The organism is Bacillus sp. FSL K6-4563 (assembly GCF_038630405.1).
GTDB lineage: Bacteria > Bacillota > Bacilli > Bacillales > Bacillaceae > Bacillus > Bacillus pumilus.
In genome coordinates this window covers 1,876,702-1,901,841 of the sequence record NZ_CP152030.1, presented here as the reverse complement: position 1 = coordinate 1,901,841, position 25,140 = coordinate 1,876,702, and the positions used below count along the sequence as shown (strand labels likewise).

The 25,140-nt window shown below is 47.0% G+C and carries 17 protein-coding genes; 7 read left to right on the top strand and 10 right to left on the bottom strand.

What is annotated here, in order from left to right; genetic code table 11:
• Positions 1-23: 23 nt before the first annotated feature.
• Positions 24-584, top strand: coding sequence for a CatB-related O-acetyltransferase (locus MHH54_RS09390; protein ID WP_003215580.1), 561 nt, complete (start codon positions 24-26; stop codon positions 582-584).
• Between the two features lie 20 nt (positions 585-604).
• On the opposite strand, the gene MHH54_RS09385 is transcribed toward MHH54_RS09390, so the two are convergent.
• Positions 605-9,973 carry a hypothetical protein gene (locus MHH54_RS09385; protein WP_342500214.1) on the bottom strand — a complete coding sequence of 3,123 codons (9,369 nt, stop codon included), beginning with the start codon at positions 9,971-9,973 and terminating at the stop codon, positions 605-607.
• Between the two features lie 183 nt (positions 9,974-10,156).
• On the opposite strand from MHH54_RS09385, the gene MHH54_RS09380 reads away from it, so the two are divergent.
• Complete coding sequence (locus tag MHH54_RS09380; protein ID WP_106028836.1) at positions 10,157-11,176, top strand: LLM class flavin-dependent oxidoreductase; 1,020 nt, start codon at positions 10,157-10,159, stop codon at positions 11,174-11,176.
• Between the two features lie 38 nt (positions 11,177-11,214).
• Here MHH54_RS09380 and MHH54_RS09375 read toward each other — a convergent pair whose 3' ends face one another.
• On the bottom strand, positions 11,215-11,835 hold the full coding sequence (locus MHH54_RS09375; RefSeq protein ID WP_050944818.1) for a GPR1/FUN34/YaaH family transporter: 621 nt from the start codon (positions 11,833-11,835) through the stop codon (positions 11,215-11,217).
• 143 nt (positions 11,836-11,978) lie between these two features.
• On the opposite strand from MHH54_RS09375, the gene MHH54_RS09370 reads away from it, so the two are divergent.
• A complete protein-coding gene (locus MHH54_RS09370) occupies positions 11,979-12,800 on the top strand; it encodes a uroporphyrinogen-III synthase (RefSeq protein WP_050944819.1) in 822 nt (273 codons plus the stop codon).
• A 40-nt stretch (positions 12,801-12,840) separates the two neighbouring features.
• On the opposite strand, the gene MHH54_RS09365 is transcribed toward MHH54_RS09370, so the two are convergent.
• Positions 12,841-13,443, bottom strand: a complete 603-nt coding sequence (locus MHH54_RS09365) for a DedA family protein (protein WP_050944820.1) — start codon at positions 13,441-13,443, stop codon at positions 12,841-12,843.
• Between the two features lie 290 nt (positions 13,444-13,733).
• Between MHH54_RS09365 and MHH54_RS09360 the strand changes: the two genes are divergently transcribed.
• Positions 13,734-13,964 (top strand): excisionase family DNA-binding protein, encoded by a 231-nt coding sequence (locus tag MHH54_RS09360; RefSeq protein ID WP_050944821.1) that lies wholly within the window; start codon positions 13,734-13,736, stop codon positions 13,962-13,964.
• Positions 13,965-13,984: 20 nt separating this feature from the next.
• Positions 13,985-14,965, top strand: a complete 981-nt coding sequence (locus tag MHH54_RS09355; protein WP_342500213.1) for a hypothetical protein — start codon at positions 13,985-13,987, stop codon at positions 14,963-14,965.
• Positions 14,966-14,977: 12 nt separating this feature from the next.
• Here the strand turns inward: MHH54_RS09355 and MHH54_RS09350 are convergent, their stop codons facing one another.
• From MHH54_RS09350 to MHH54_RS09325, 6 genes are all read right to left on the bottom strand, one after another.
• Entirely contained in the window at positions 14,978-16,078 is a 1,101-nt protein-coding gene (locus MHH54_RS09350; RefSeq protein WP_003212267.1) for a Ger(x)C family spore germination protein, read from the bottom strand.
• Positions 16,075-17,175, bottom strand: a complete 1,101-nt coding sequence (locus tag MHH54_RS09345) for a GerAB/ArcD/ProY family transporter (RefSeq protein WP_003212426.1) — start codon at positions 17,173-17,175, stop codon at positions 16,075-16,077. Before MHH54_RS09345 ends, MHH54_RS09350 begins: the two co-directional genes overlap by 4 nt.
• Before the next feature lie 12 nt (positions 17,176-17,187).
• Entirely contained in the window at positions 17,188-18,675 is a 1,488-nt protein-coding gene (locus tag MHH54_RS09340; protein ID WP_106065403.1) for a spore germination protein, read from the bottom strand.
• A 73-nt stretch (positions 18,676-18,748) separates the two neighbouring features.
• Positions 18,749-20,092 carry a (Fe-S)-binding protein gene (locus tag MHH54_RS09335; RefSeq protein ID WP_268493871.1) on the bottom strand — a complete coding sequence of 448 codons (1,344 nt, stop codon included), beginning with the start codon at positions 20,090-20,092 and terminating at the stop codon, positions 18,749-18,751.
• Positions 20,089-21,498 carry a glycolate oxidase subunit GlcD gene (gene glcD / locus MHH54_RS09330; protein ID WP_268493868.1) on the bottom strand — a complete coding sequence of 470 codons (1,410 nt, stop codon included), beginning with the start codon at positions 21,496-21,498 and terminating at the stop codon, positions 20,089-20,091. Before glcD ends, MHH54_RS09335 begins: the two co-directional genes overlap by 4 nt.
• A gap of 77 nt (positions 21,499-21,575) precedes the next feature.
• Positions 21,576-22,709, bottom strand: coding sequence for a sugar diacid recognition domain-containing protein (locus MHH54_RS09325; protein WP_326849151.1), 1,134 nt, complete (start codon positions 22,707-22,709; stop codon positions 21,576-21,578).
• A 125-nt stretch (positions 22,710-22,834) separates the two neighbouring features.
• On the opposite strand from MHH54_RS09325, the gene MHH54_RS09320 reads away from it, so the two are divergent.
• A complete protein-coding gene (locus tag MHH54_RS09320; RefSeq protein WP_340989585.1) occupies positions 22,835-23,413 on the top strand; it encodes a branched-chain amino acid aminotransferase in 579 nt (192 codons plus the stop codon).
• Positions 23,414-23,433: 20 nt separating this feature from the next.
• Here the strand turns inward: MHH54_RS09320 and MHH54_RS09315 are convergent, their stop codons facing one another.
• Entirely contained in the window at positions 23,434-24,195 is a 762-nt protein-coding gene (locus MHH54_RS09315) for a DeoR/GlpR family DNA-binding transcription regulator (RefSeq protein WP_340989583.1), read from the bottom strand.
• A gap of 122 nt (positions 24,196-24,317) precedes the next feature.
• Between MHH54_RS09315 and MHH54_RS09310 the strand changes: the two genes are divergently transcribed.
• Entirely contained in the window at positions 24,318-25,124 is an 807-nt protein-coding gene (locus MHH54_RS09310) for a tyrosine-protein phosphatase (RefSeq protein ID WP_342500212.1), read from the top strand.
• Positions 25,125-25,140: the final 16 nt, after the last annotated feature.

The window sequence follows — 25,140 nt, the reverse complement described above, 5'->3', positions numbered from 1 at the left end:
CTTTTCAGGAGGTCTGATCTTCTATGTATTTGAATCAAAGAAGTGAACTGAGCGCGTACAATATCGGTGATTTTTCTTATGCCGGACCAGATTTCCAAGTGCTGACGTGGGGAGAAGGAACAACATTAAACATTGGAAAGTTTTGTTCCATCGCAAACGAAGTCAAAATTTTCCTTGGCGGTGAACACCGTACAGATTGGGCCACAACGTATCCGTTTAATCAAATTTTCAAGGAAGCTTCTCACATTAAAGGACATCCAAAGTCAAAAGGAGATGTCCACATAGGACACGATGTCTGGATTGGTTATGGAGCAACAATCATGTCAGGAGTATGTATAGGGAACGGAGCAGTGATTGGTGCAAATAGTGTCATCACAAAAGATGTGCCCCCATATGCGATTGCCGCAGGAAATCCGCAGCAGCTCATGAAATACCGGTTTTCATCTGAAATAATCGAAAAACTTCAGTTATTAGAATGGTGGAATTTAGAGTTTACCGTCATCCAATCTATTTTTCACCTCTTACAATCTGATGATATTGAACAATGTATAAATGTCGTAGAAGACATAAAAAAGAAAGGCTGAAAAAGCCTTTCTTTTTTTGTTTAGCTGAGCCGTATAATGGTCAAGGTTGCTCCTGCAGCACCACCACCGCCAACTAATATAGCTGTGACAACCGCCCCAAAAAACTGCAGTGAAATGGTATTACCAGCTGTTAAATTAACAATGACAGTATTGTTAATAAATGAAGTAGAGATAACAGGTGATTGGACAGAACCAGAAATAGTAGTTGCTCCATTTAAAAGCAAACGTGTGTTAATCAAAAGTGCTGTAGTGGTATTGACTTGATACGTAATATAATATTTACCAGTTTGTAGAACGGTAAAAACAGTATTTGTGCCGTTTGCTGTAAAACCAGTAATGTTTTGAAAGTTTGGTAAAGGAATATTGGTTCCCCCGGCTACAGTAACAATGGTAGGACCAGAACTATTAGCAGCATAAAGAGCTGTATCCGTAAAACCACCTGTTCCAGTAGCCCCAGTAGGGCCAGTTGCACCGGTGATACCTGTAGCTCCAGTAGGTCCAGTTGAACCAGTGATACCAGTGGCTCCAGTAGGTCCAGTGCTGCCTGTCACCCCAGTAGATCCGGTTGCACCGGTGATACCTGTAGCTCCAGTAGGACCAGTTGCCCCGGTGATACCTGTGGCTCCAGTAGGTCCAGTGCTGCCTGTCACCCCAGTAGATCCGGTTGCACCGGTGATACCTGTAGCTCCAGTAGGACCAGTATCTCCGGTTGCCCCAGTGGCACCAGTAGGGCCAGTATCTCCGGTTACACCTGTTGGTCCAGTAGGCCCAGTATCTCCAGTTGAGCCAGTTGATCCTGCTGCAGCCAGTAATGTGTAGTCTGGGGAAGTATCTGGTGTACCTGTCGGTGGTGCAGTATTTACTACATACGTACTGCCATTAAAGGTCACTACTTGCCCTACTTGGTAAGTAGGGCTGATTACCGGATCAAACGCTTCAATACCTGTTAACCCTGCACCAGTAGCTCCCGTTGGACCGGTAGCTCCAGTTACACCTGTAGGTCCAGTTGGACCAGTATCTCCGGTCGCACCAGTGGCTCCCGTTGGACCGGTATCTCCAGTAGGACCGGTAGCTCCGGTCGCACCAGTAACTCCCATTGGACCAGTATCACCAGTGGCACCAGTAACTCCAGTAGGACCGGTATCTCCGGTTACACCTGTTGGTCCAGTAGGACCGGTATCTCCAGTCGCACCAGTAACTCCAGTAGGACCGGTAGCTCCGGTAGCTCCGGTTGCACCAGTTGCTCCAGTAGGGCCGGTATCTCCAGTAGGACCAGTATCTCCGGTTGCACCAGTGGCTCCAGTAGGACCGGTATCACCAGTAGCACCAGTATCACCAGTAGCACCAGTATCACCAGTAGCACCAGTAACTCCAGTAGGCCCGGTATCTCCGGTTACACCAGTAACTCCCGTTGGACCGGTATCTCCAGTTGATCCTGCTGCAGCCAGTAATGTGTAGTCTAGGGAAGTATCTGGTGTACCTGTCGGTGGTGCAGTATTTACTACATACGTACTGCCATTAAAGGTCACTACTTGCCCTACTTGGTAAGTAGGGCTGATTACCGGATCAAACGCTTCAATACCTGTTAACCCTGCACCAGTAGCTCCCGTTGGACCAGTATCTCCGGTCGCACCAGTGGCTCCCGTTGGACCGGTATCTCCGGTTACACCTGTTGGTCCAGTAGCACCAGTAACTCCGGTTGGACCAGTATCTCCGGTCGCACCAGTGGCTCCAGTAGGGCCGGTAGCTCCCGTTGGACCGGTAGCTCCGGTCGCACCAGTAACTCCCGTTGGACCAGTATCACCAGTAGCACCAGTAACTCCAGTAGGACCGGTATCTCCGGTTACACCTGTTGGTCCAGTAGGACCGGTAGCTCCAGTGGCACCAGTAACTCCAGTAGGACCGGTAGCTCCGGTTACACCAGTGGCTCCAGTAGGACCGGTAACTCCGGTTGCCCCAGTGGCTCCAGTAGGACCGGTAACTCCGGTTACACCAGTAACTCCAGTAGGGCCGGTATCACCAGTCGCACCAGTAACTCCCGTTGGACCGGTATCTCCAGTTACACCTGTAGGTCCAGTAGGACCAGTATCTCCGGTCGCACCAGTGGCTCCAGTAGGGCCGGTATCTCCGGTTACACCTGTTGGTCCAGTAGCACCAGTAACCCCGGTTGGACCAGTATCTCCGGTCGCACCAGTAACTCCCGTTGGACCAGTATCACCAGTATCACCAGTAACTCCAGTAGGACCGGTAGCTCCGGTTACACCTGTTGGTCCAGTAGGACCGGTAGCTCCAGTGGCACCAGTAACTCCAGTAGGACCGGTATCTCCGGTTGCACCAGTGGCTCCCGTTGGACCGGTATCTCCAGTCGCACCAGTAACTCCCGTTGGACCGGTAGCTCCGGTCGCACCAGTAACTCCCGTTGGACCAGTATCACCAGTATCACCAGTAACTCCAGTAGGACCGGTATCTCCGGTTGCACCAGTGGCTCCAGTAGGACCGGTATCTCCAGTCGCACCAGTGGCTCCAGTAGGACCGGTAGCTCCGGTTACACCTGTTGGTCCAGTAGGACCAATATCACCAGTGGCACCAGTAACTCCAGTAGGACCGGTAACTCCGGTTGCACCAGTGGCTCCAGTAGGACCGGTAACTCCGGTTACACCAGTAACTCCAGTAGGGCCGGTATCACCAGTCGCACCAGTAACTCCAGTAGGACCGGTAACTCCGGTTACACCTGTTGGTCCAGTAGGACCGGTATCTCCAGTGGCTCCAGTTGGACCAGTATCTCCGGTATCTCCAGTCGCACCAGTAACTCCCGTTGGGCCGGTATCTCCGGTTGCACCAGTTGCTCCAGTAGCTCCAGTAGGACCGGTATCTCCAGTAGCACCAGTAACTCCCGTTGGACCAGTATCACCAGTAGCACCAGTAGCACCAGTAACTCCCGTTGGACCGGTATCTCCGGTTACACCTGTTGGTCCAGTAGGACCGGTATCTCCAGTGGCACCAGTAGCACCAGTAACTCCCGTTGGACCAGTAGCACCAGTAACTCCAGTAGGCCCGGTATCTCCGGTTGCTCCGGTTGCACCAGTTGCTCCAGTAGGGCCGGTATCTCCAGTAGGACCAGTATCTCCGGTTGCACCAGTGGCTCCAGTAGGACCGGTATCTCCGGTTGCACCAGTAACTCCAGTAGGGCCGGTATCACCAGTGGCTCCAGTAGGGCCGGTAGCTCCAGTAGGACCAGTATCTCCGGTCGCACCAGTGGCTCCAGTAGGGCCGGTAGCTCCAGTAGGACCAGTATCTCCGGTCGCACCAGTGGCTCCAGTAGGACCGGTATCTCCGGTTACACCTGTTGGTCCAGTAGCACCAGTAACTCCGGTTGGACCAGTATCTCCAGTAGGACCAGTATCTCCGGTTGCACCAGTAACTCCAGTAGGACCGGTATCTCCGGTTGCACCAGTTGCTCCAGTAGGACCGGTATCTCCGGTTACACCTGTTGGTCCAGTAGGACCGGTATCTCCAGTGGCACCAGTAGCACCAGTAACTCCAGTTGGGCCGGTATCTCCGGTTGCACCAGTAACTCCCGTTGGGCCGGTATCTCCGGTTGCACCAGTTGCTCCAGTATCTCCAGTAGGACCGGTATCTCCAGTAGCACCAGTAACTCCAGTAGCACCAGTAACTCCAGTTGGACCAGTAACTCCAGTAGCACCAGTAGCTCCAGTAGGCCCGGTATCTCCGGTCGCACCAGTAACTCCCGTTGGACCAGTATCACCAGTGGCACCAGTAACTCCAGTAGGCCCGGTATCTCCGGTTACACCTGTTGGTCCAGTAGGCCCGGTATCTCCGGTTACACCTGTTGGTCCAGTAGGACCGGTATCTCCAGTGGCACCAGTAACTCCAGTAGGACCGGTATCTCCAGTGGCACCAGTAACTCCAGTAGGACCGGTATCTCCAGTGGCACCAGTAGCTCCAGTAGGACCGGTATCTCCAGTGGCACCAGTAGCACCAGTAACTCCCGTTGGACCAGTAACTCCAGTAGCACCAGTAACTCCCGTTGGACCAGTAACTCCAGTAGCACCAGTAACTCCAGTAGGGCCGGTATCTCCGGTCGCACCAGTGGCTCCAGTAGGGCCGGTATCTCCAGTAGGACCGGTATCTCCGGTCGCACCAGTAACTCCCGTTGGACCAGTATCACCAGTGGCACCAGTAACTCCAGTAGGACCGGTATCTCCGGTTACACCTGTTGGTCCAGTAGGACCGGTATCACCAGTGGCACCAGTAACTCCAGTAGGACCGGTAGCCCCGGTAGCACCAGTGGCTCCAGTAGGACCGGTATCTCCAGTCGCACCAGTAACTCCAGTAGGACCGGTATCTCCAGTCGCACCAGTAACTCCAGTAGGACCGGTATCTCCAGTCGCACCAGTAACTCCAGTAGCACCAGTAACTCCAGTTGGGCCGGTATCTCCGGTTGCACCAGTAACTCCAGTAGGACCGGTATCTCCAGTTACACCTGTAGGTCCAGTTGGACCAGTATCTCCGGTCGCACCAGTGGCTCCAGTTGGACCGGTATCTCCGGTTACACCTGTTGGTCCAGTAGGACCGGTAGCTCCAGTGGCACCAGTAACTCCAGTAGGACCGGTATCTCCGGTTGCACCAGTGGCTCCAGTAGGACCGGTAACTCCGGTTACACCAGTAACTCCAGTAGGGCCGGTATCACCAGTCGCACCAGTAACTCCAGTAGGGCCGGTATCACCAGTCGCACCAGTAACTCCAGTAGGACCGGTAACTCCGGTTACACCTGTTGGTCCAGTAGGACCGGTATCTCCAGTGGCTCCAGTTGGACCAGTATCTCCGGTATCTCCAGTAGCACCAGTAACTCCCGTTGGGCCGGTAGCTCCGGTTGCACCAGTTGGACCAGTATCTCCGGTCGCACCAGTGGCTCCCGTTGGACCGGTATCTCCGGTTACACCTGTTGGTCCAGTAGCACCAGTAACTCCGGTTGGACCAGTATCTCCGGTCGCACCAGTAACTCCCGTTGGACCAGTATCACCAGTATCACCAGTAACTCCAGTAGGACCGGTAGCTCCGGTTACACCTGTTGGTCCAGTAGGACCGGTAGCTCCAGTGGCACCAGTAACTCCAGTAGGACCGGTATCTCCGGTTGCACCAGTGGCTCCAGTAGGACCGGTATCTCCAGTCGCACCAGTGGCTCCAGTAGGACCGGTAGCTCCGGTTACACCTGTTGGTCCAGTAGGACCAATATCACCAGTGGCACCAGTAACTCCAGTAGGACCGGTAACTCCGGTTGCACCAGTGGCTCCAGTAGGACCGGTAACTCCGGTTACACCAGTAACTCCAGTAGGGCCGGTATCACCAGTCGCACCAGTAACTCCAGTAGGACCGGTAACTCCGGTTACACCTGTTGGTCCAGTAGGACCGGTATCTCCAGTGGCTCCAGTTGGACCAGTATCTCCGGTATCTCCAGTCGCACCAGTAACTCCAGTTGGGCCGGTATCTCCGGTTGCACCAGTTGCTCCAGTAGCTCCAGTAGGCCCGGTATCACCAGTAGCACCAGTAACTCCCGTTGGACCAGTAACTCCAGTAGCACCAGTAACTCCAGTTGGGCCGGTATCTCCGGTTGCACCAGTAACTCCAGTTGGGCCGGTATCTCCGGTTGCACCAGTTGCTCCAGTATCTCCAGTAGGACCGGTATCTCCAGTAGCACCAGTAACTCCAGTAGCACCAGTAACTCCAGTTGGACCAGTAACTCCAGTAGCACCAGTAGCTCCAGTAGGCCCGGTATCTCCGGTCGCACCAGTAACTCCCGTTGGACCAGTATCACCAGTGGCACCAGTAACTCCAGTAGGCCCGGTATCTCCGGTTACACCTGTTGGTCCAGTAGGACCGGTAGCTCCAGTGGCACCAGTAACTCCAGTAGGACCGGTATCTCCGGTTGCACCAGTGGCTCCAGTAGGACCGGTATCTCCAGTCGCACCAGTGGCTCCAGTAGGACCGGTAGCTCCGGTTACACCTGTTGGTCCAGTAGGACCAATATCACCAGTGGCACCAGTAACTCCAGTAGGACCGGTAACTCCGGTTGCACCAGTGGCTCCAGTAGGACCGGTAACTCCGGTTACACCAGTAACTCCAGTAGGGCCGGTATCACCAGTCGCACCAGTAACTCCAGTAGGACCGGTAACTCCGGTTACACCTGTTGGTCCAGTAGGACCGGTATCTCCAGTGGCTCCAGTTGGACCAGTATCTCCGGTATCTCCAGTCGCACCAGTAACTCCAGTTGGGCCGGTATCTCCGGTTGCACCAGTTGCTCCAGTAGCTCCAGTAGGCCCGGTATCACCAGTAGCACCAGTAACTCCCGTTGGACCAGTAACTCCAGTAGCACCAGTAACTCCAGTTGGGCCGGTATCTCCGGTTGCACCAGTAACTCCAGTTGGGCCGGTATCTCCGGTTGCACCAGTTGCTCCAGTATCTCCAGTAGGACCGGTATCTCCAGTAGCACCAGTAACTCCAGTAGCACCAGTAACTCCAGTTGGACCAGTAACTCCAGTAGCACCAGTAGCTCCAGTAGGCCCGGTATCTCCGGTCGCACCAGTAACTCCCGTTGGACCAGTATCACCAGTGGCACCAGTAACTCCAGTAGGCCCGGTATCTCCGGTTACACCTGTTGGTCCAGTAGGACCGGTATCTCCGGTTACACCTGTTGGTCCAGTAGGACCGGTATCTCCAGTGGCACCAGTAACTCCAGTAGGACCGGTATCTCCAGTGGCACCAGTAACTCCAGTAGGACCGGTATCTCCAGTGGCACCAGTAGCTCCAGTAGGACCGGTATCTCCAGTGGCACCAGTAGCACCAGTAACTCCCGTTGGACCAGTAACTCCAGTAGCACCAGTAACTCCCGTTGGACCAGTAACTCCAGTAGCACCAGTAACTCCAGTAGGGCCGGTATCTCCGGTCGCACCAGTGGCTCCAGTAGGGCCGGTATCTCCAGTAGGACCGGTATCTCCGGTCGCACCAGTAACTCCCGTTGGACCAGTATCACCAGTGGCACCAGTAACTCCAGTAGGCCCGGTATCTCCGGTTACACCTGTTGGTCCAGTAGGACCGGTATCACCAGTGGCACCAGTAACTCCAGTAGGACCGGTAGCCCCGGTAGCACCAGTGGCTCCAGTGGCTCCAGTAGGACCGGTATCTCCAGTCGCACCAGTAACTCCAGTAGGACCGGTATCTCCAGTCGCACCAGTAACTCCCGTTGGGCCGGTATCTCCGGTTGCACCAGTTGCTCCAGTAGGACCGGTATCACCAGTCGCACCAGTAACTCCCGTTGGACCAGTATCACCAGTATCACCAGTAACTCCAGTAGGACCGGTAGCTCCGGTTACACCTGTTGGTCCAGTAGGACCGGTAGCTCCAGTGGCACCAGTAACTCCAGTAGGACCGGTATCTCCGGTTGCACCAGTAACTCCCGTTGGGCCGGTAGCTCCGGTCGCACCAGTGGCTCCCGTTGGACCGGTATCTCCGGTTGCACCAGTAACTCCCGTTGGGCCGGTATCTCCGGTTGCACCAGTAACTCCCGTTGGGCCGGTAGCTCCAGTTGATCCTGCTGCAGCCAGTAATGTGTAGTCTAGGGAAGTATCTGGTGTACCTGTCGGTGGTGCAGTATTTACTACATACGTACTGCCATTAAAGGTCACTACTTGCCCTACTTGGTAAGTAGGGCTGATTACCGGATCAAACGCTTCAATACCTGTTAACCCTGCACCAGTAGCTCCCGTAGGACCGGTAGCTCCAGTTACACCTGTAGGTCCAGTTGGACCAGTATCACCGGTCGCACCAGTAGCTCCCGTTGGACCGGTATCTCCGGTTACACCTGTTGGTCCAGTAGCACCAGTAACTCCAGTAGCACCAGTAACTCCGGTTGGACCAGTAGCTCCAGTAGGACCAGTATCTCCGGTCGCACCAGTGGCTCCAGTAGGGCCGGTAGCTCCAGTAGGACCGGTAGCTCCGGTCGCACCAGTAACTCCCGTTGGACCAGTATCACCAGTAGCACCAGTAACTCCAGTAGGACCGGTAGCTCCGGTTACACCTGTTGGTCCAGTAGGACCGGTATCTCCAGTGGCACCAGTGGCTCCAGTAGGACCAGTAGCACCAGTAACTCCAGTAGGACCGGTAGCTCCGGTTACACCTGTTGGTCCAGTAGGACCGGTATCTCCAGTGGCACCAGTGGCACCAGTGGCTCCAGTAGGACCAGTAGCACCAGTAACTCCAGTAGGACCGGTATCTCCGGTTGCACCAGTGGCTCCAGTTGGACCGGTATCTCCGGTTACACCTGTTGGTCCAGTAGGACCAGTATCACCAGTGGCACCAGTAACTCCAGTAGGACCGGTAACTCCGGTTACACCAGTGGCTCCAGTAGGACCAGTATCACCAGTGGCACCAGTAACTCCAGTAGGACCGGTAACTCCGGTTGCACCAGTGGCTCCAGTAGGACCGGTAACTCCGGTTGCACCAGTGGCTCCAGTAGGACCGGTAACTCCGGTTACACCAGTAACTCCAGTAGGGCCGGTATCACCAGTCGCACCAGTAACTCCAGTAGGACCAGTAACTCCAGTCGCACCAGTAACTCCCGTTGGGCCGGTAGCTCCAGTTGATCCTGCTGCAGCCAGTAATGTGTAGTCTGGGGAAGTATCTGGTGTACCTGTCGGTGGTGCAGTATTTACTACATACGTACTGCCATTAAAGGTCACTACTTGCCCTACTTGGTAAGTAGGGCTGATTACCGGATCAAACGCTTCAATACCTGTTAACCCTGCACCAGTAGCTCCCGTAGGACCGGTAGCTCCAGTTACACCTGTAGGTCCAGTAGGACCAGTAACTCCGGTCGCACCAGTGGCTCCAGTAGGACCGGTATCTCCGGTTACACCTGTTGGTCCAGTAGAACCGGTATCACCAGTCGCACCAGTAACTCCAGTAGGACCGGTATCTCCGGTTACACCTGTTGGTCCAGTAGGGCCAGTATCTCCAGTTACACCAGTGGCTCCAGTAGGACCGGTATCTCCAGTTACACCTGTAGGTCCAGTAGGACCAGTATCTCCGGTTAGACCAGTGGCACCGGTTGCCCCAGTAGCGCCAGCAGGTCCGGTGGGTCCTATAGGCCCAGCGGGACCTCTTCGTCCAACCCTTTGAATTGGTTTAGATTGTTTTTCTCCTTTTGCACTGTGACAGAGAGGATTTCCTTGAGGTCTATTTTGTTTCAAAAGTTCTTGTTTGATAAATGGACAGTCTCTTCTTTGAGAACGGTCATGACGTGATCTTTTGTAATGAGGCTGTTCATGATATTTACCGCAAAAGGGACATTTGTGATCGAATTGATTGTACAAATTGCCCATCTCCTAAAATTGATATTTCATTCTATGTGCAAATTTTTAAATTGGAAGTAAAACCTAGAAAATCATCATTTCGAAAATCATCGAATCAAATCATTTAAATGTTTGATGATTTTATGTTATGGTGTTGAAAGTATGAAACTAGTATGATTTTTGACAGAAATGGGGACATCATTTATGAGTCAATCAGTTTTACAGCGTACAGCTTATTCCGTTTTAAATTTATCCTCTGTGACAGAAGGAGGCTCCATTAAGGAATCTTTTGAACATAGTATGGATTTAGCAAAAAAGGCGGAGAAGTGGGGTTACCATAGATACTGGCTGGCAGAACACCATAATATGGAAGGTGTTGCAAGTTCAGCAACGTCCGTTTTAATTGGGTATATTGCTGGCGGAACCGAAAAAATTCGAGTAGGATCTGGTGGAATTATGCTGCCAAACCACTCTTCACTTGTCATTGCTGAACAATTCGGCACACTTGAGACATTATATCCGGGGAGAATTGATTTAGGTCTTGGCAGAGCACCAGGGACAGATCAGTTAACGGCAAGGGCGCTTAGACGTAATCTTCATAATGGAGAAGATTTCCCTGAGCAGCTAGAAGAACTTCGGCAATATTTTAAACCAACCGGACAGGTCAAAAAACATGTAAGAGCCGTTCCGGGAGAGGGTCTAAACATTCCGATTTGGCTGCTTGGTTCAAGCGGTTTTAGCGCAAGACTTGCAGGAGAGCTTGGATTGCCATTTGCCTTTGCGGCACATTTTTCACCTAAAAATACAATTCCTGCTTTAGAGTTGTATAGACAGTCATTTAGACCTTCTGATGTGTTGAAAGAGCCTTATGCCATGGTGGGGGTGACAGCTTTTGCTGCAGATCAAACAGAGCGGGCTGAATATTTGGCAACCTCTCATTATCAGCGGTTTTTGAGTCTCATTCGAAATACTCCAGGAAAACTCAAAGCGCCTGTCGACAGTATGGACGGCCTTTGGAGTCCATATGAAAAAGCGATGGTGGATGAACAATTAAGTTCGACAATGATCGGGGATAAAGAAAAGGTGAAAAAAGAATTGGAAGCCTTTGTTGAAGCTACTCAAGCAGACGAAGTGATGATTAATTCGGATATGTTTGACCATCAAGAAAGAATGCGTTCATATGAAATCATCAGCGAGATCTTCCAAGAGGCACAAGAAAAATAAACATAAAAAAGAACTGCACAAAGCAGTTCTTTTTTTACTTATGCTTTTGTAAAAATACGAAATGGTTGTCCAATTGGCAGTACAGTACGGCCAAAATGAGTATTGAGCACAACTGCTGCTGAACCATAAAAAGAAAGCAGGGAAATGATCAATTCTGCAATACCGGCAATGGTATGAGTCACATCGTACATCACACCAAATGAGCTTAGGGAAAGACCAAGGAATAAGAAATCAATAAAGACGAAAATCAAAAATAATACTTTATGTGTTTCCATTGCACCAATCGTCATAAACAAGCTGAAAATTAAATATCCGATAAACGCAAAACCTAGTTGTTTTGGATCTGCTGCTTCCGCAAGCGTTTTCCCAAAAACGCCCGCTTGAATGAGCCAAGTCGTACCAACGCCCATCCAAAAAAGACCGAATGCGCCAAAGGCAGTGGCTCCAAAAATATTTTGATGCTTTGAATCTTGTATGGACGCGATCAGCTGCGCGATGCCTCCAAGGAAGATAGCCCAAGGTAAAATAAGGGAAGTGCCATCTGTAATTCCTAGTTTTTGTGAGGACGCAACGAGCGTCACCATTGCTAAACCAAACAAACCAAGTGGTGTTGGGTCTGCAATTGATAATCGATAAGCTTGAACATTCTGTTTTTCCATAATGACCTCCTACAATTTGCACTTACAAAAGATACTCGAATTAGACCGAAACGTCAAGCTCTTTTTTAGTAGACACTTGCAACGTCTTCCAAATAAATCTATATTTAATACATATCAAATGTGATAGAAAAAGAGGGATAAAATTGAGTAAAGGCTTAGCTGGAAAAACGATTGCCATTTGTGGAACGAGAAAAACAGAAGAAATGCGTACACTTGTCGAAAAGCAAGGGGGACAAGCCGTTATTCGTTCTCTTCAAGGAACCGTATTTTTAGCCAAAGAGGAGTTAAAGCCAGGCATTGAAACCTTTGTGAAAAAAGGCGCCGATTGGGTGATTTTAACAACGGGTATCGGGACTGATACATTAATTGAGAGTGCAGAAGAGCTTCATTTAGGGGAAGAATTTATGCACATTCTATCAAATGCACAGATTGCTTCAAGAGGATACAAAACCTATGCTGCACTCAAAAAACGCGGAATTCAGCCAGACGTATCTGATGAAGATGGAACGGTGCGTGACCTAATCTCAAAGCTTGAAGGCAAAGAGTTTCAAGGCAAACGTGTCATGGTGCAGCTGCACGGAGAAAACGCTCCGGCTCTCATGAAGTTTTTACATGACAAAGGGGCAGATGTATTGCCGCTTTTACCTTATCAGCACACACCACCTGAACCAGAAGCCGCAGAAACATTGCTTCAAGAAATGAAAGATGGAAAAGTCCAAGCCGTCTGTTTTACAACCGCTGTTCAGGTGCACGCCTTTTTCACACTAGCGGCAAAATGGGGAAGAAAAGAAGAACTCCAAGCGCTATTCGAGCAGCCCGTACTGGCAGTAGCTGTTGGAAAAGTCACAGCTGAAGCTTTAAAAGAAGAGGGAATTGACCGGATTCTCGCCCCGTCACTTGAGAGAATGGGTGCAATGATTATGGAATTATCTCAATATATGAAAAAACAATCCTTACACTCATAGAAAAAACGCCTTTCACTAGATCAGTGGAAGGCGCTTTTCATTAGATTGTCCGTTTTCGGTTCGTACGAATTTTTTTTAAGACGAAATAGAGAACGATCAGGACAATCGCAATGGCCATAATAGGAGTGGTATAAGCGTGAGCAACACTTTGAATGTGGTCCCACTTTGTCCCAAGCTGCATACCGAGATAGATAAATAAGATCGACCAAGGGATGGCTGCTAATCCTGTCAAGAGGACAAATTTCAAAAAAGGCATTTTGGCAATACCGGCTGGAATGGAGATGGCATGGCGGACAATAGGAATAAAGCGCGCTGTAAACACCACACCGGTTCCATATCGATCAAACCAGCGCTCTGCAGTGGCGATATGATGTTCATGGATGAATAAGTATTTTCCGTACTTTGTTAAAAAAGGTCTTCCGCCATAAAGACCGATCCAGTATATAAAACACTGTGCGAGCGTACCTCCGATGACGCCGGCGATAACAGCTCCAACAAAACCGATTGTTCCTGTTGACACCATATATCCGCCATAAGCAAGAACAATTTCGCTCGGAATGATTTCAATCATCAGACCTAGTGCTACACCTACATAACCAAGGCTTGTCAGCCAAGTTAAAATTTCATTAAACAAGGTTCCCATTCATTTCACTCTGCCTTTAAATACGAATTTTCTTCAAGCATCCATATAAAAGCCTATGCTTGTTTTGTTTCTCTCATGAGTCTGCTTTCCGCTTACCTCTCTGAAGGTCAAACCGAAAAACGCCCATCTAGCAAACTTTATCATACCATATTTGCTCGCACCTAGACGATCTACTTGCTGAACACTTGTTATCATGATATCAGGAAAGAAAATATGAACAGGCGGCTTCCGTTTTTTTCAACAGATCATGATATAATTTGTTAGATGAAACGAACGGGTGGTGCATTAACATGTATTTAACAATCGAAGAAACAGCTGAATACTTAGAAGTATCAGAGGCGTATATTGAGAAATTAATTCAGCAAAAAAAGATCCGTTTTGTATTTGACGGAGAATCATATCTCATTTATCAAGGACAGTTTCAAACGCATATGAAGCAGCTTGAACAATACAAAGAGCTCGTCCAAGAGATTTTAAATGAACCGATTCCTGAAGATCCAGATGTAAAGGATGAAGATTAGATTCAAAGGAAGTGAATGGAGTGGAAAAAGTCGTCTTATGTGAAGCCTGTCAAAAAAACGCAATGAATGTGGTAGAAGATACTGATGAACCGAAACAACCTTATCAATTATGTCAGCCGTGTCACAAGAGACTACTCAACAATTCTTTACGACCGATTGAATGGTATAACTTAGCCGTTCTCCATTCTCCTAAACAATTTTTACTGCATGATGACTTTTATGGAGAGGATGGACAGGCTTTGGATGGTGTCATCGTCACCAAAGAAGATAAAGCCCCCACATTACAAGACGTGCGGCAAGATTTGGCGTCTTTAATAAACTTCTCAATTACTAGGTGGTTTCTTGAGGATGATGTCATTGATGCGCTGAAACAGCATGATCAGCAAAGGACCTTAGACTCTGTTCAAAGCCGGTTCGATGAGACTCAGCATATCGAAGTGAAATCACGCATGTTAGAAATCGTGGCTGATGTTTTAGGTACATCTGCCGCTGGGTGGGTAAGGGAACTGGTGAATCAGGCTGACGAAGAATTTCTTTATCCACTTTCTTGGGCAGCGGCCAGCAGTTTGCCCGAAGATGAAGGTTTACAACATGTGATAGAGAAATTGAAATCGATCAGTGAAAAAGAATTACCGACAGCTGCTTTTATCTGTCTGTACCGTTTCCACTCTAACAAAGTATTAAATTGGATGGAGGTCACTTGCACTCATTTTCACGTTCATTGGGGAAGGCTGGCAGCCTTAAGCTGTCCAACCTGGGATAGAATGAAAACATGGCTAGACAAAGGAAGACCTTTCAGTTTAATTGCCCTTGAAACAATGACACACTGTGCTAAAGGGAATAGACCGGTCCTTGTGGAACAATGTTCACCTAAGATCCTTCACACAGATAAAAGTGAAGTAGAGAACACTTTAAATGACTATCTTCAAAAAGATGGCGTTCCAAGAGTCAAAACGAACGTGTCTACCATATTGAACAATAAAGAAGATATTTTCGAATAATTTCCAGCTCCTTTATTGACTGACACCAGTTTGTACAATTTTCATATGGCATTTAACTAGTACATCCGCATCAGGATAGATTTCCTGCCATTTTTCTGGTGTCATGGCTTTGTCTTTTGATCGATACCTTAAGCCTAGCCCAAGCGGATCAATATGTTGCTTTTTAAAGGACTGAACAAGGTCTTGTCCTTGCTGAACGACATGTTTTTCTACTTCTTTTTCGACTTGGTCCAATATATTCGGTTTATCAATTTTTTTGGATTTCATGAACTCTTTTAATTCACCTTTTAGCTTGATATCAATCGTGATATGAGGCTTTTTTGTTAGGTTATTCGTTGGTTTGATCTGGTAGGACACATGTGATTTGATATTTTCAATGACGACATGGGTCTTTGCTTGATCAGCCAATTGAAACTCGTAGATACCATTTTTATGATTTTCAATCATCGCTTTAAATGTGAACGTGTCTTCTCCAGGGATATGACCGACCATTTTTTCCTGATCAAACAGAGCAACTCCTGTGACTTTAATGGCGTTGCTCGTTTTCTTGATGTAAGGCAGGTAAGCATCGACTCCTTTTGCCAGCATCTGATTCATGAAAATATGCTGATTAGTGACAGGTTGATTGCCATTTCGCATATTTTGGGACAACAGATCAGAGAGATACACACCTATATTTAAGTTCGTTTGATTCATTTTTGTATATAATAAGTCTTCAACTTCTCCGCCTACAATCGCAAACACTTGGCGTGAACCAATGATAGGATCACGATAAATGTAATTCATTAAATCGATCATGCCGACTTCCTTTGCTAATTTTTCACTCACTAAAATAACGAGCACCTGACCCATGACGACTGGAAAAGGTGATTTTTCTGATACGAGAAACTGAATATTACTAATGGTATTTGACCTTGCGCTTAATATTTGATAACTTCCTTGCTCCTCACTTTTAAAGACAGGGAAGACAAAGAAGCCCTTCATTTCTCCATCTTCGATTAAATCAAATCCTGCCGCCTGAGAGATATTTAATTCATCTAAAAGGCGAGGCTGTGCACAGCTAGTTAAGAAGAGACTAAACAACATGAGACCCGTGAGTATATAATGTTTCATGCTCGTTTTTTCACCCACCTTTTTTTCAACATCAGTCCAATAACCATACAGACAATCAAGCCATATACAAGAAAGTATCCGCTATATTCCACCCATTGGTTAAAGGTTTCAAAAGAAGTCGCCCCCGTAAAAAATGAAAACATGACCAGAATGAGGATGCTGAGCGCGATGAACGTGACGCGCTGGCTTGTATGAAGCACTTGTTTTGCCATTCGGCTCGCGGCCCACAGTGGAATCGCGATATTCGGAATGATTAAAAGCAGCCAAAGAGACACTTCGATAAATTCAAAGCGCTGGATAAACGGGAGCTTCACAATGCTTGTTAACGTTAACGTCGGCCATTTTGTTAATTTAAGCTGAGCACTTGAGTAATACGCAATGGAGACGAGAAAGACGAGTAAATTTAAGCATGTCGTAAATAATGCCCCCATGTGAGCAAATTTTTGAGACGTCTGCGCATGTTTAATAAAGGGATAATAGACAAGCAGTGTGCCAAAACCAAACATGGATAATGAAGCATCTTTGACTCCCATCAACAGCTGCGAAAATGTATGATCAAACATCGGGAACATGAAACGAATGTGACTATATTTCATGGCATAAAAACAAATAAACGTCATCCAATACGTCAGTACAATACTAAAAAATGCCCATCCAGCAATCGTTCTAAACCCGCCGGTATGAATGTAATACACGAGCAGCAGAAGTACAGACGCAAACAATAGACCAGGAATTTCTTTAAACAGCCATACATGGATCACATCCATATAATGGACGAGAACGGTCAACGACAAAGAAGCAAAATATAAGATATAGAGAATGTTGAATAATTGCCCAACCCACTTGCCAAATACATATTGCGTGATATCACCAAATTCATCCGAAGGGGCCTTTTTAAACATCATGTACATAAGAAAGATCATGACATTGACACTGAAGCCAGAAATCAGAATGGCGATCCATCCATCATTATTCATAGAACGAACAAGGTTTGTTTGAAAGTTTAAAATGCCAACACCAACTTGATTAGCATTAACGAGAAAAAACACAAAAAAAGGGGAAACTTGAAATTTCTCTTTTACAGAAGAAGAACTCATGCTTTCACTTCCTTATTCATAAAAATCATTTTTCCCCTTACGGCCTTGCTTAGGCTTTTGCCGATGGATGGTTTCATTTTGCGGGCGTAAATTTTCCGGTCTTTTATTCAAAAAACGAAGCTGAGGACGAATTAAACTGCCCTTTAGATCTGTCAGGCGCAGCGGAAAAATAGGCTCTAGATACGGACGTCCAATAGACGTTAATTTCATTAAATGGGTGAGAAGGAATGATCCCATCACTGCAATACCTAATGCACCCCACACCTGTGCCGCAAGTAGAAAGGGAAATCTCAGCAGCCGAATGGCACTGCCCATTTTGTAAATAGGGGTGACAAATGAGGCAAGAGCAGAAAGGGCAACAATAATGAGTAAAATATTACTTGTTAATCCTGCTGCCACAGCAGCCTGTCCAATGACAATCCCTCCAACAATCCCGAGCGTCTGACCGACTTTAGCTGGAAGCCTCGAACCCGCTTCTCTTAGTAATTCAATCGAAATCTCTAAAAATAGCGCCTCAATGATTGGAGGAAATGGAACAAGATAGCGGGAGGACACAATGGTTTCTAATAAGTCTTTTGGAATTAGCTCATAATGAAACGTTAAAACGGCTACATATAAAGGTGTCGCAAAAATGGAAAATATCACAGCAAATATGCGTAACAGCCTAAAGCAAGAAGCCGCAATCCACGACATATTGTAGTCTTCCATAGTGGAAAAATACTCAAGTAAAATCGTCGGGGCAAGCAAGACATGAGGCGAGCCATCCACTAATATGGCAATTTTCCCTTCTGATAAACCTGAAGAGACGCGGTCGGGTCTTTCTGTATTTAAAAACAACGGAAAGATCGTATTGGACACATCATAAAGCATTTGTGCAAGGTAATTTGCATCTAAAATTTGATCAAAATCAATGTCTTCAATACGCTGGAGAACGGTTTCAATGTTTGCCGGATTAGCAATCTCTTCAATATATAGCACCGCTACTTTTGTTTGAGAAAGCGTGCCAACCGTCTTTTCTGACACTTTCAGGTTCGGTGTCGGCAGCCGCCGTCTAACCAAATTTAAATTGGTATCCAAAACCTCCACAAATGCTTCCTGTGCACTAATAATGCCAAATTCTATCTCAGGCGGACCTACTTGTCTGCCTTTCTTTTCTTCAATCGGGATCAGAAGCGCTTTACCCCAGTCCGTTTCAAGACGAATGGCCATATTCCCTCGATGAAGCGCTTTTTCCACTTCCTGAAGATCGGTCGTGATGACGGACTGTTCAATGGGAATTCGTTCTTTCAGCTCCTCAAGAGTAGGGGTGAGATGTAATTCTTTCATGCAGGGCAAAATTTGTTCATGGAGTAGATGCCCATTAATTAAAGAACGAAAAAAAGAAATTCGATAAAGAAACCCTTCACTTCGTGACAACTCGTTTGTAAAATCAGAGGAACGTGACAATGCCTCAAATACTGAATTTGGGTCCTTTTGATGTTGGTTGTTTTTCTTCAGCACTTGAACCATCTCCTTCCGCAATTTTCCTCTATTATCCAACCAATTGCCGGAAGATATGCATGAAAAAAAGCGTTCAGCTTGATGTGCTGGACGCTTCTTTTCCATATTGAACCGCTTCTAATAAAAAATCTACGAGATGAACAGCACGCATGTTGTTCGATTGTCCTGAACGTTTGATACCTGCTGCCATTTGCAGCTGGCAGCCTGGATTGGACGTGACAATAGCAGCCGCAGCTGTTTGACTAGCTTCTGTCATTTTATGATCTAAAATTTGCATCGACATTTGTGGCTGCAAAATATTATAAATTCCGGCGGATCCGCAGCAGCGGTCGGCATCCTTCATTTCTTTAAATGATACCCCTTGAATTGCCTTCATGAGCACCCTTGGCGCTTGCTGTACACCCATTCCGTTCCGCAAATGACAGGAATCTTGATAGGTGATGACTTGCTCTGGTAAAGCAAGCGGCGTACGGCCGTGAAATTCCAGCTCCACGAGAATGTCTGATATATCCTTGATTTTCTGTGAGAAGGCTTCACCTCGCTTTTGAAAAGACGGATCATTCTTTAGTAAATGATCATAATCACTTAAAAAGGCACCACATCCGCCCGCATTCATGACAATGGCATCTGCCTCAATCTCCTCAAATGCTTCAATATTCCGCCTTGCTAGCTCTTTCGCTTGCTCTTTTTCTCCACTATGACCATGAAGTGCACCGCAGCACGTCTGAACAGGAGGGACGACAACGTCACAGCCGGCCAGTTGCAAAAGCTGGATGGTCGCTTCGTTTGTGCTGGAAAAAACGGTGTCCATTAAACAGCCAGTAAAAAAGGCGACACGTTTTCTTGCTGTGCCAATGGCTTTGTATTCTAACGCACGGCTTTTTTGTTGTCGCGGCACCTTTGGAAGGGCCTCTTCCATCAGCTGTAAATGCGGCGGAAGTACCTTTAGCATGCCAGACTTGCGGGCGGCCGTTTGCAGACCAGAGGTTTGATAAAATCGCAGTAGTCCAGCCGCTTGACGCATCCGGCTTTGGGAAGGAAAGAGTCCTTTAAACACAACACGTCTCACAAATTTGACAGGAAGGGATTGTTTTTTGTGCTGCTGAATGATGTCTCTTGCATCCTCAAGTAAACGTCCATATTTGACGCCTGAGGGGCAGACCGGTTCACATGCACGGCAGCCAAGACAAAGGTTCAATGAATGTTCGACATCTTCATCAGGCTCAATCACGCCGTCTCTTACCGCCTTCATTAAAGCAATTCGGCCACGGGGCGAGTGCGTTTCTTGTTGACCCGATTCAATATAAGTAGGGCAGGAAGGAAGGCAAAAGCCGCAGCGCATGCAATTGAGCAGCTCCTTTTCATCCATTTGCTGTTGAAATGTTTGCTGAATCTCTGTTTGTTTAGAGGAATTCATGAGACCACCACTCGCTTCCTTGCTGCTTTTCCAAACACCTTATCAGGATTCATGATATTTGCTGGATCTAGCGCTTGTTTGATCGCTTTCATTGCAGCGATTCCTTCTTTTTTGACCTTTAGCTCCAAATAGGGGGCTTTCATTAGACCCACACCATGCTCACCCGTAATGGTGCCGCCAAGGGAGACTGCTTTTTCAAAAATAGCCTGAAAGGCTTCTTCAACTCGCTTCATTTCTTCTTCATTTCTTGCATCAGTTGCACAAGTAGGGTGCAGATTTCCGTCACCTGCATGGCCAAATGTACAGATTTTCACGTCGTACTCTCTCGCAATGTCTTCGATCGCCCGCACCATGTTCGCAATTTCAGATCGGGGAACTGTGGCATCTTCTAAAATCGTCGTAGGGCTTAAACGGGCGAGGGCAGATAAAGCGGCTCGCCTCGCTGTTAAAAGGGCACTTGCTTCTTCTTCAGAGTGTGCGATATTCACTTCTTTTGCACCGTGCTGCTGACAGACCTTTGCGATGTTTTGCATATCACGGGAAACAGCCTCAGGGTTGCCATCCTGTTCGATTAATAGCACCGCTTGAACGTCAGTCGGGAGGCCAATTTTGGCAAAGTCTTCAACGACTTCTAGTGTCGGCTGATCCATAAATTCTAATGTGGCGGGGATGATACGCTCTGCAATAATCGCCGAAACTGATGCAGCTGCTTCCTCAAGGCTTTCATATAAGCAAAGCATCGTTTGTTTGGTTTCTGGAAGCGGCAAAAGCTTTAGCGTCGCTTCAGTAACTATTCCGAGCGTTCCTTCTGATCCAACAAATAAACGGGTCATATCATACCCGGCCACGTCCTTGGCGAGCTTGCCGCCCGTTTTGACGATGTCGCCGTTTGGCAGAACCACTTCAAGCCCAAGTACATAATCTCTCGTCACGCCATATTTTAACCCCCGAAGCCCACCTGAATTTTCATTAATATTGCCGCCTAACGTCGAAATTTTCATCGAGCTTGGGTCTGGTGGATAGAAAAGGCCTCTTGCCTCTACTTGGTGAATGAGTTCCTGTGTGATCAAACCAGGCTGGACCGTTGCAGTCAGGTTTTCTTCGTCAATTTCGATGAATTGGTTCATTCTTGTAAACAACATCACAAGTCCGCCTTGTGTAGGACAGGTGCCTGCACAAAGGTTTGTACCGGATCCTCTTGGCACAATCGGCACCTTATATGAGGCGCAGAGCCGAACAATTTGCTGGATTTCCTCAGCCGTGCGCGGGCTTACGATAACATCTGGCATATGCTGAAAATTAGGCGTTGCATCATAAGAGTAGGCAAGCCGATCGGCTTTACTGCGCTGTACATGAGACGCACCGACAATCTTTTTTAATTGATTTAAAAATTCAGAATTTAACATACGCATTCACTCCTACTGATTAGACATACCGTTTCTTTCAGTATAAAAAAAGAATCGCCTCATGCCTATGGACGATTCTACAAAATATCGGGCTTCTCGCCTCGTTTATTTGGATGATGATCTAATAGCATCAAGGCTAAATAAAAGAGCATCGCATCCTGCATGCGTTTCGGATCAAGTGTCGTTAAATCTTGGATACGTTTTAGCCTGTAATGCAGTGTATTGATATGTACGTGCATCGCTTCCGCAGTATATTTCAATGAGCAATCTGACGTCATGAGTACACGCAATGTTTTCACTAGCTCAGGGTAGGGGAGAAGCGGGACAATCGTTCGATCAAGGAACACTTCTTTTGTTTCCTGACTCACTTCTTCTATAAAAAGTTCAAGTGTTAAATCCTCATCAAACACAATCGGTGTATCTGTATTCGCCATTTTTAAAGCACGAAAGGCTTGATGAAATGATTGCTTCATTATCTGTCCAGCTGCAGGTTTTCCCGCACCTATCAAAACCTTTGACTTAGGACGTGCGGTGAGCGCAGCATGGATGTGAAAAAGACGCTGCCGCAAAGTATCACGGTCATTTGCCGAGGTTTGCAGCATGAGCAAAAAGCGGGCATGTCCCCAGCGGACGATCATTTCCTGATTGGTGAGATGCAGCATTTCCTTCACTTTTTTGTATTGATCCTGCTTCATAAACGATTCATCGTGACAATCAATGAGGACGACCGCACGCTGCTTATTGATATCAAGCTGAAGCCGCGCTGCTTTTTCAGTGAGATCGATGGCTGTCTCTGGCAGATGAAGCCAGTCGAACACAAACGCTTCAAGCTGCCGTTCATCGGTTTCCGTTTCTAGAAAAAATTCATGTTCTTGAATAAGCAATTCGGTCATTTTTCGTAATATTTCGCCAAATGGAGAGACATGGACGGGATTTCCTGTCATCCCAATCACACCAATGACCTCTTGCTTAAAATAAATAGGCAGATTGATGCCAGCTTTGACCCCTTTCATTCGTTGCTCATTATCCTTTGTGAGAATTCGTTTTTGTCCTTCAAAGGATGTCAAATATGCCCCTTCATGAAATTGACCAATGCGCGCTGGATCTGTTGCCGCTATGATGGTGCCGTTTGTTTGTGTAATGATGATTTCCTCAGTCAGCACCTTTTTGACCTCGTCTACGATTTTTTCTGCCAGTGTCATTGTGAGCAAAACGTATCCCTCCGAGATGTTTCTTTTGACACTATCATACCATCATATGCTGAGCCATATCTTTCTTTTCATGAGTTATGCTAAAATAATACACGCACATGAAGGAGAAGAAAGGAGACATAGCCATGTCGCTACAAAATCGCTTACAAGATTTATTGAAAGAAGGACAAGCGCTGACAGACTTTGAATATGACGAAGCGGCGCGCCACAATTGGCCTTTAGAGGGTGCAAGAATAAAGGAAGAGGCACGCTTTAGCGATGTATATATAGAGCGTGTAGACAAAGAATCCGAGGACATGATTCAATCAGAGGGCGCCTCATTTCTAAACACACCGCTTACATATGTAAAACAACATCAAAAAGAATTCATTTATATCGAATCAAAGTGGTTTGATGTGGTGAGAGTCGATGGATTAGCCATTGAATGGGACGAAGTATTTCAAACGTATACCTTGTTATTCGGTTTCAAACGTCCTAAAAAAGACACAGGCATTCTAAAGGACATGCTGGCTTCATTAAATGGTGCGCAGCTTCAATTTAATGGGCAAGACGGCTTGTTTGATGTGAATTTACAGCTTCTTGAGCTTGAGGACATCCATGAAGATATGCCCTTCATTGAAGTCATCTCAGCCGTATACCGCTTTTTATTCCGCCTGATCATGCAGCTTGAAATGAATGAATCAAACAACGGCTCAAATTCCTGAGCCGTTGTTTTGTGATCCATCTATTTTGATGAAGGCGTGACAAACCGTACATCATGCTCTTTTCCATATTGAAGATAATCTTCATTTGGCTGTTTATTCGTCACGACGACATCAAGATCTTGCAAATGACAAAATGTGGTCAAAGCGTAATGATTAAATTTACTATCATCCACTAATAAAAACGTTTTGGCACTTTTTTCAACAACCGTCTTTTTAATATCCGTTTCAAGCGGGGACGAATTCGTGACGCCGTGATCAATGGATAAACCAGTTGATGCGATAAAGGCTTTATTGACATTGTAAGCTTTCAAACGCTCTACACTTTGATAGCCAACGAATGAATTCGTTTTTCTCTCAAGCATCCCGCCGGTGGAAAAGATAGTGAGATTCTCATAAGGCATCGCCTGTGTGATGAAATCTACATTATTGGTCACAACAGTCACCTGTTTCTCAGTCAAATAGGGAAGCATCTCAAGTGTTGTCGTACCAGAATCAACAAAAATCATATCCCCATTTTCCACAAAAGCAGCTGCTGTTTGACCAATCAATTGCTTTTTACTCAGCTGATGGGTCTTTCGCTCCTGATATACTACTAATGTTGAATGATTCACAGCCACTCCGCCATATACTTTTTTGAGCACGCCGGACTCGACCAATGCTTGTACATCTCGGCGTATCGTGTTTTTTGAAACGCCAAAATGCGCCACAAGCTCATCCAGTGAGGCAGATTCCCGGTCAAACACATACTCTTTGATTTGCTGAATCCGTTTTGTTTTGATCATGCTACATTTCTCCAATCCAACCGTATGTCCTTTTTCCATTATACCAAATGGCTTCTCTTTTCCCCATCTCGATAAAAGCGTATGATAGAGAAAAGAACGTAACGGAAAGGACTTTCACTTCTATGAATCAATCAAACAACCCATTTTCAAAGCTTGCGAATTTTAGAGAAGTAGGGGGACTTCACACAACAGATGAAATGGTCATCAGGGAGGGGATGATTTATCGATCCGCAGATTTGTCCCGTCTGACGAAACAAGATATCGAGACGTTTTCGACCCTTGGGATTCAAACCGTTTGTGATCTTCGTACAGCCTCAGAATGCAAATCACATCCGCCAAAGATCAAGGAACATAACAAAATCGTCCATATTCCCATGCATCCTGACAGTAAGATGCCAAGTAAATGGACCATGTTTCGTATGCTGGTAGCAGAAGGGAAATCTTTCACTTTCACACCGATTATGAAGGATTTATATCAAAGCATGCTCACAGAGCGTAAAGAAGAAATTCAGCAACTGTTCACACTGCTTTCAGATAAAAGCAATTACCCGCTGATGCTTCACTGCACAAGCGGTAAGGACCGGACAGGCTTTTTATCTGCCCTCATTCAATTAGTAGCAGGTGTACCGATGTCTGCCGTTTTAAGTGAATACATGCGCTCTAACGAAGGGGTGAAAATGCTTGTCAGAAGGCAGCAGCGATTTGTCCGGATGATGAGTTTATATCGGGTATCAAAAGAGCAAATTCAGCCGCTTCTAGGTGTGCAGCAAGATTATCTGGAAGATGTTCTAAACGAAATGATGAAGACATACGGGAGTGCAGAGCGGTATTTAATCGAGGCTTGCGACATACCTGAAGCCCAGCTCAAGGAAATGAAAAATATCCTGCTGACACCATCTGCTGGCATTCGATCTCAAAAAGCGGAATAAACTGATGATGAGGTGA

Excerpts from the sequence above, each read along its gene's own strand:
- MHH54_RS09350 (WP_003212267.1), bottom strand. The coding sequence starts at position 16,078 with ATGAAACATTATATACTCACGGGTCTCATGTTGTTTAGTCTCTTCTTA.
- MHH54_RS09320 (WP_340989585.1), top strand. The coding sequence starts at position 22,835 with ATGTCGCTACAAAATCGCTTACAAGATTTATTGAAAGAAGGACAAGCG.
- MHH54_RS09390 (WP_003215580.1), top strand. The coding sequence starts at position 24 with ATGTATTTGAATCAAAGAAGTGAACTGAGCGCGTACAATATCGGTGAT.
- MHH54_RS09360 (WP_050944821.1), top strand. The coding sequence starts at position 13,734 with ATGTATTTAACAATCGAAGAAACAGCTGAATACTTAGAAGTATCAGAG.
- MHH54_RS09365 (WP_050944820.1), bottom strand. The coding sequence starts at position 13,443 with ATGGGAACCTTGTTTAATGAAATTTTAACTTGGCTGACAAGCCTTGGT.
- MHH54_RS09310 (WP_342500212.1), top strand. The coding sequence starts at position 24,318 with ATGAATCAATCAAACAACCCATTTTCAAAGCTTGCGAATTTTAGAGAA.
- MHH54_RS09375 (WP_050944818.1), bottom strand. The coding sequence starts at position 11,835 with ATGGAAAAACAGAATGTTCAAGCTTATCGATTATCAATTGCAGACCCA.
- MHH54_RS09380 (WP_106028836.1), top strand. The coding sequence starts at position 10,157 with ATGAGTCAATCAGTTTTACAGCGTACAGCTTATTCCGTTTTAAATTTA.
- MHH54_RS09345 (WP_003212426.1), bottom strand. The coding sequence starts at position 17,175 with ATGAGTTCTTCTTCTGTAAAAGAGAAATTTCAAGTTTCCCCTTTTTTT.
- MHH54_RS09335 (WP_268493871.1), bottom strand. The coding sequence starts at position 20,092 with ATGAATTCCTCTAAACAAACAGAGATTCAGCAAACATTTCAACAGCAA.
- glcD (WP_268493868.1), bottom strand. The coding sequence starts at position 21,498 with ATGTTAAATTCTGAATTTTTAAATCAATTAAAAAAGATTGTCGGTGCG.
- MHH54_RS09315 (WP_340989583.1), bottom strand. The coding sequence starts at position 24,195 with ATGATCAAAACAAAACGGATTCAGCAAATCAAAGAGTATGTGTTTGAC.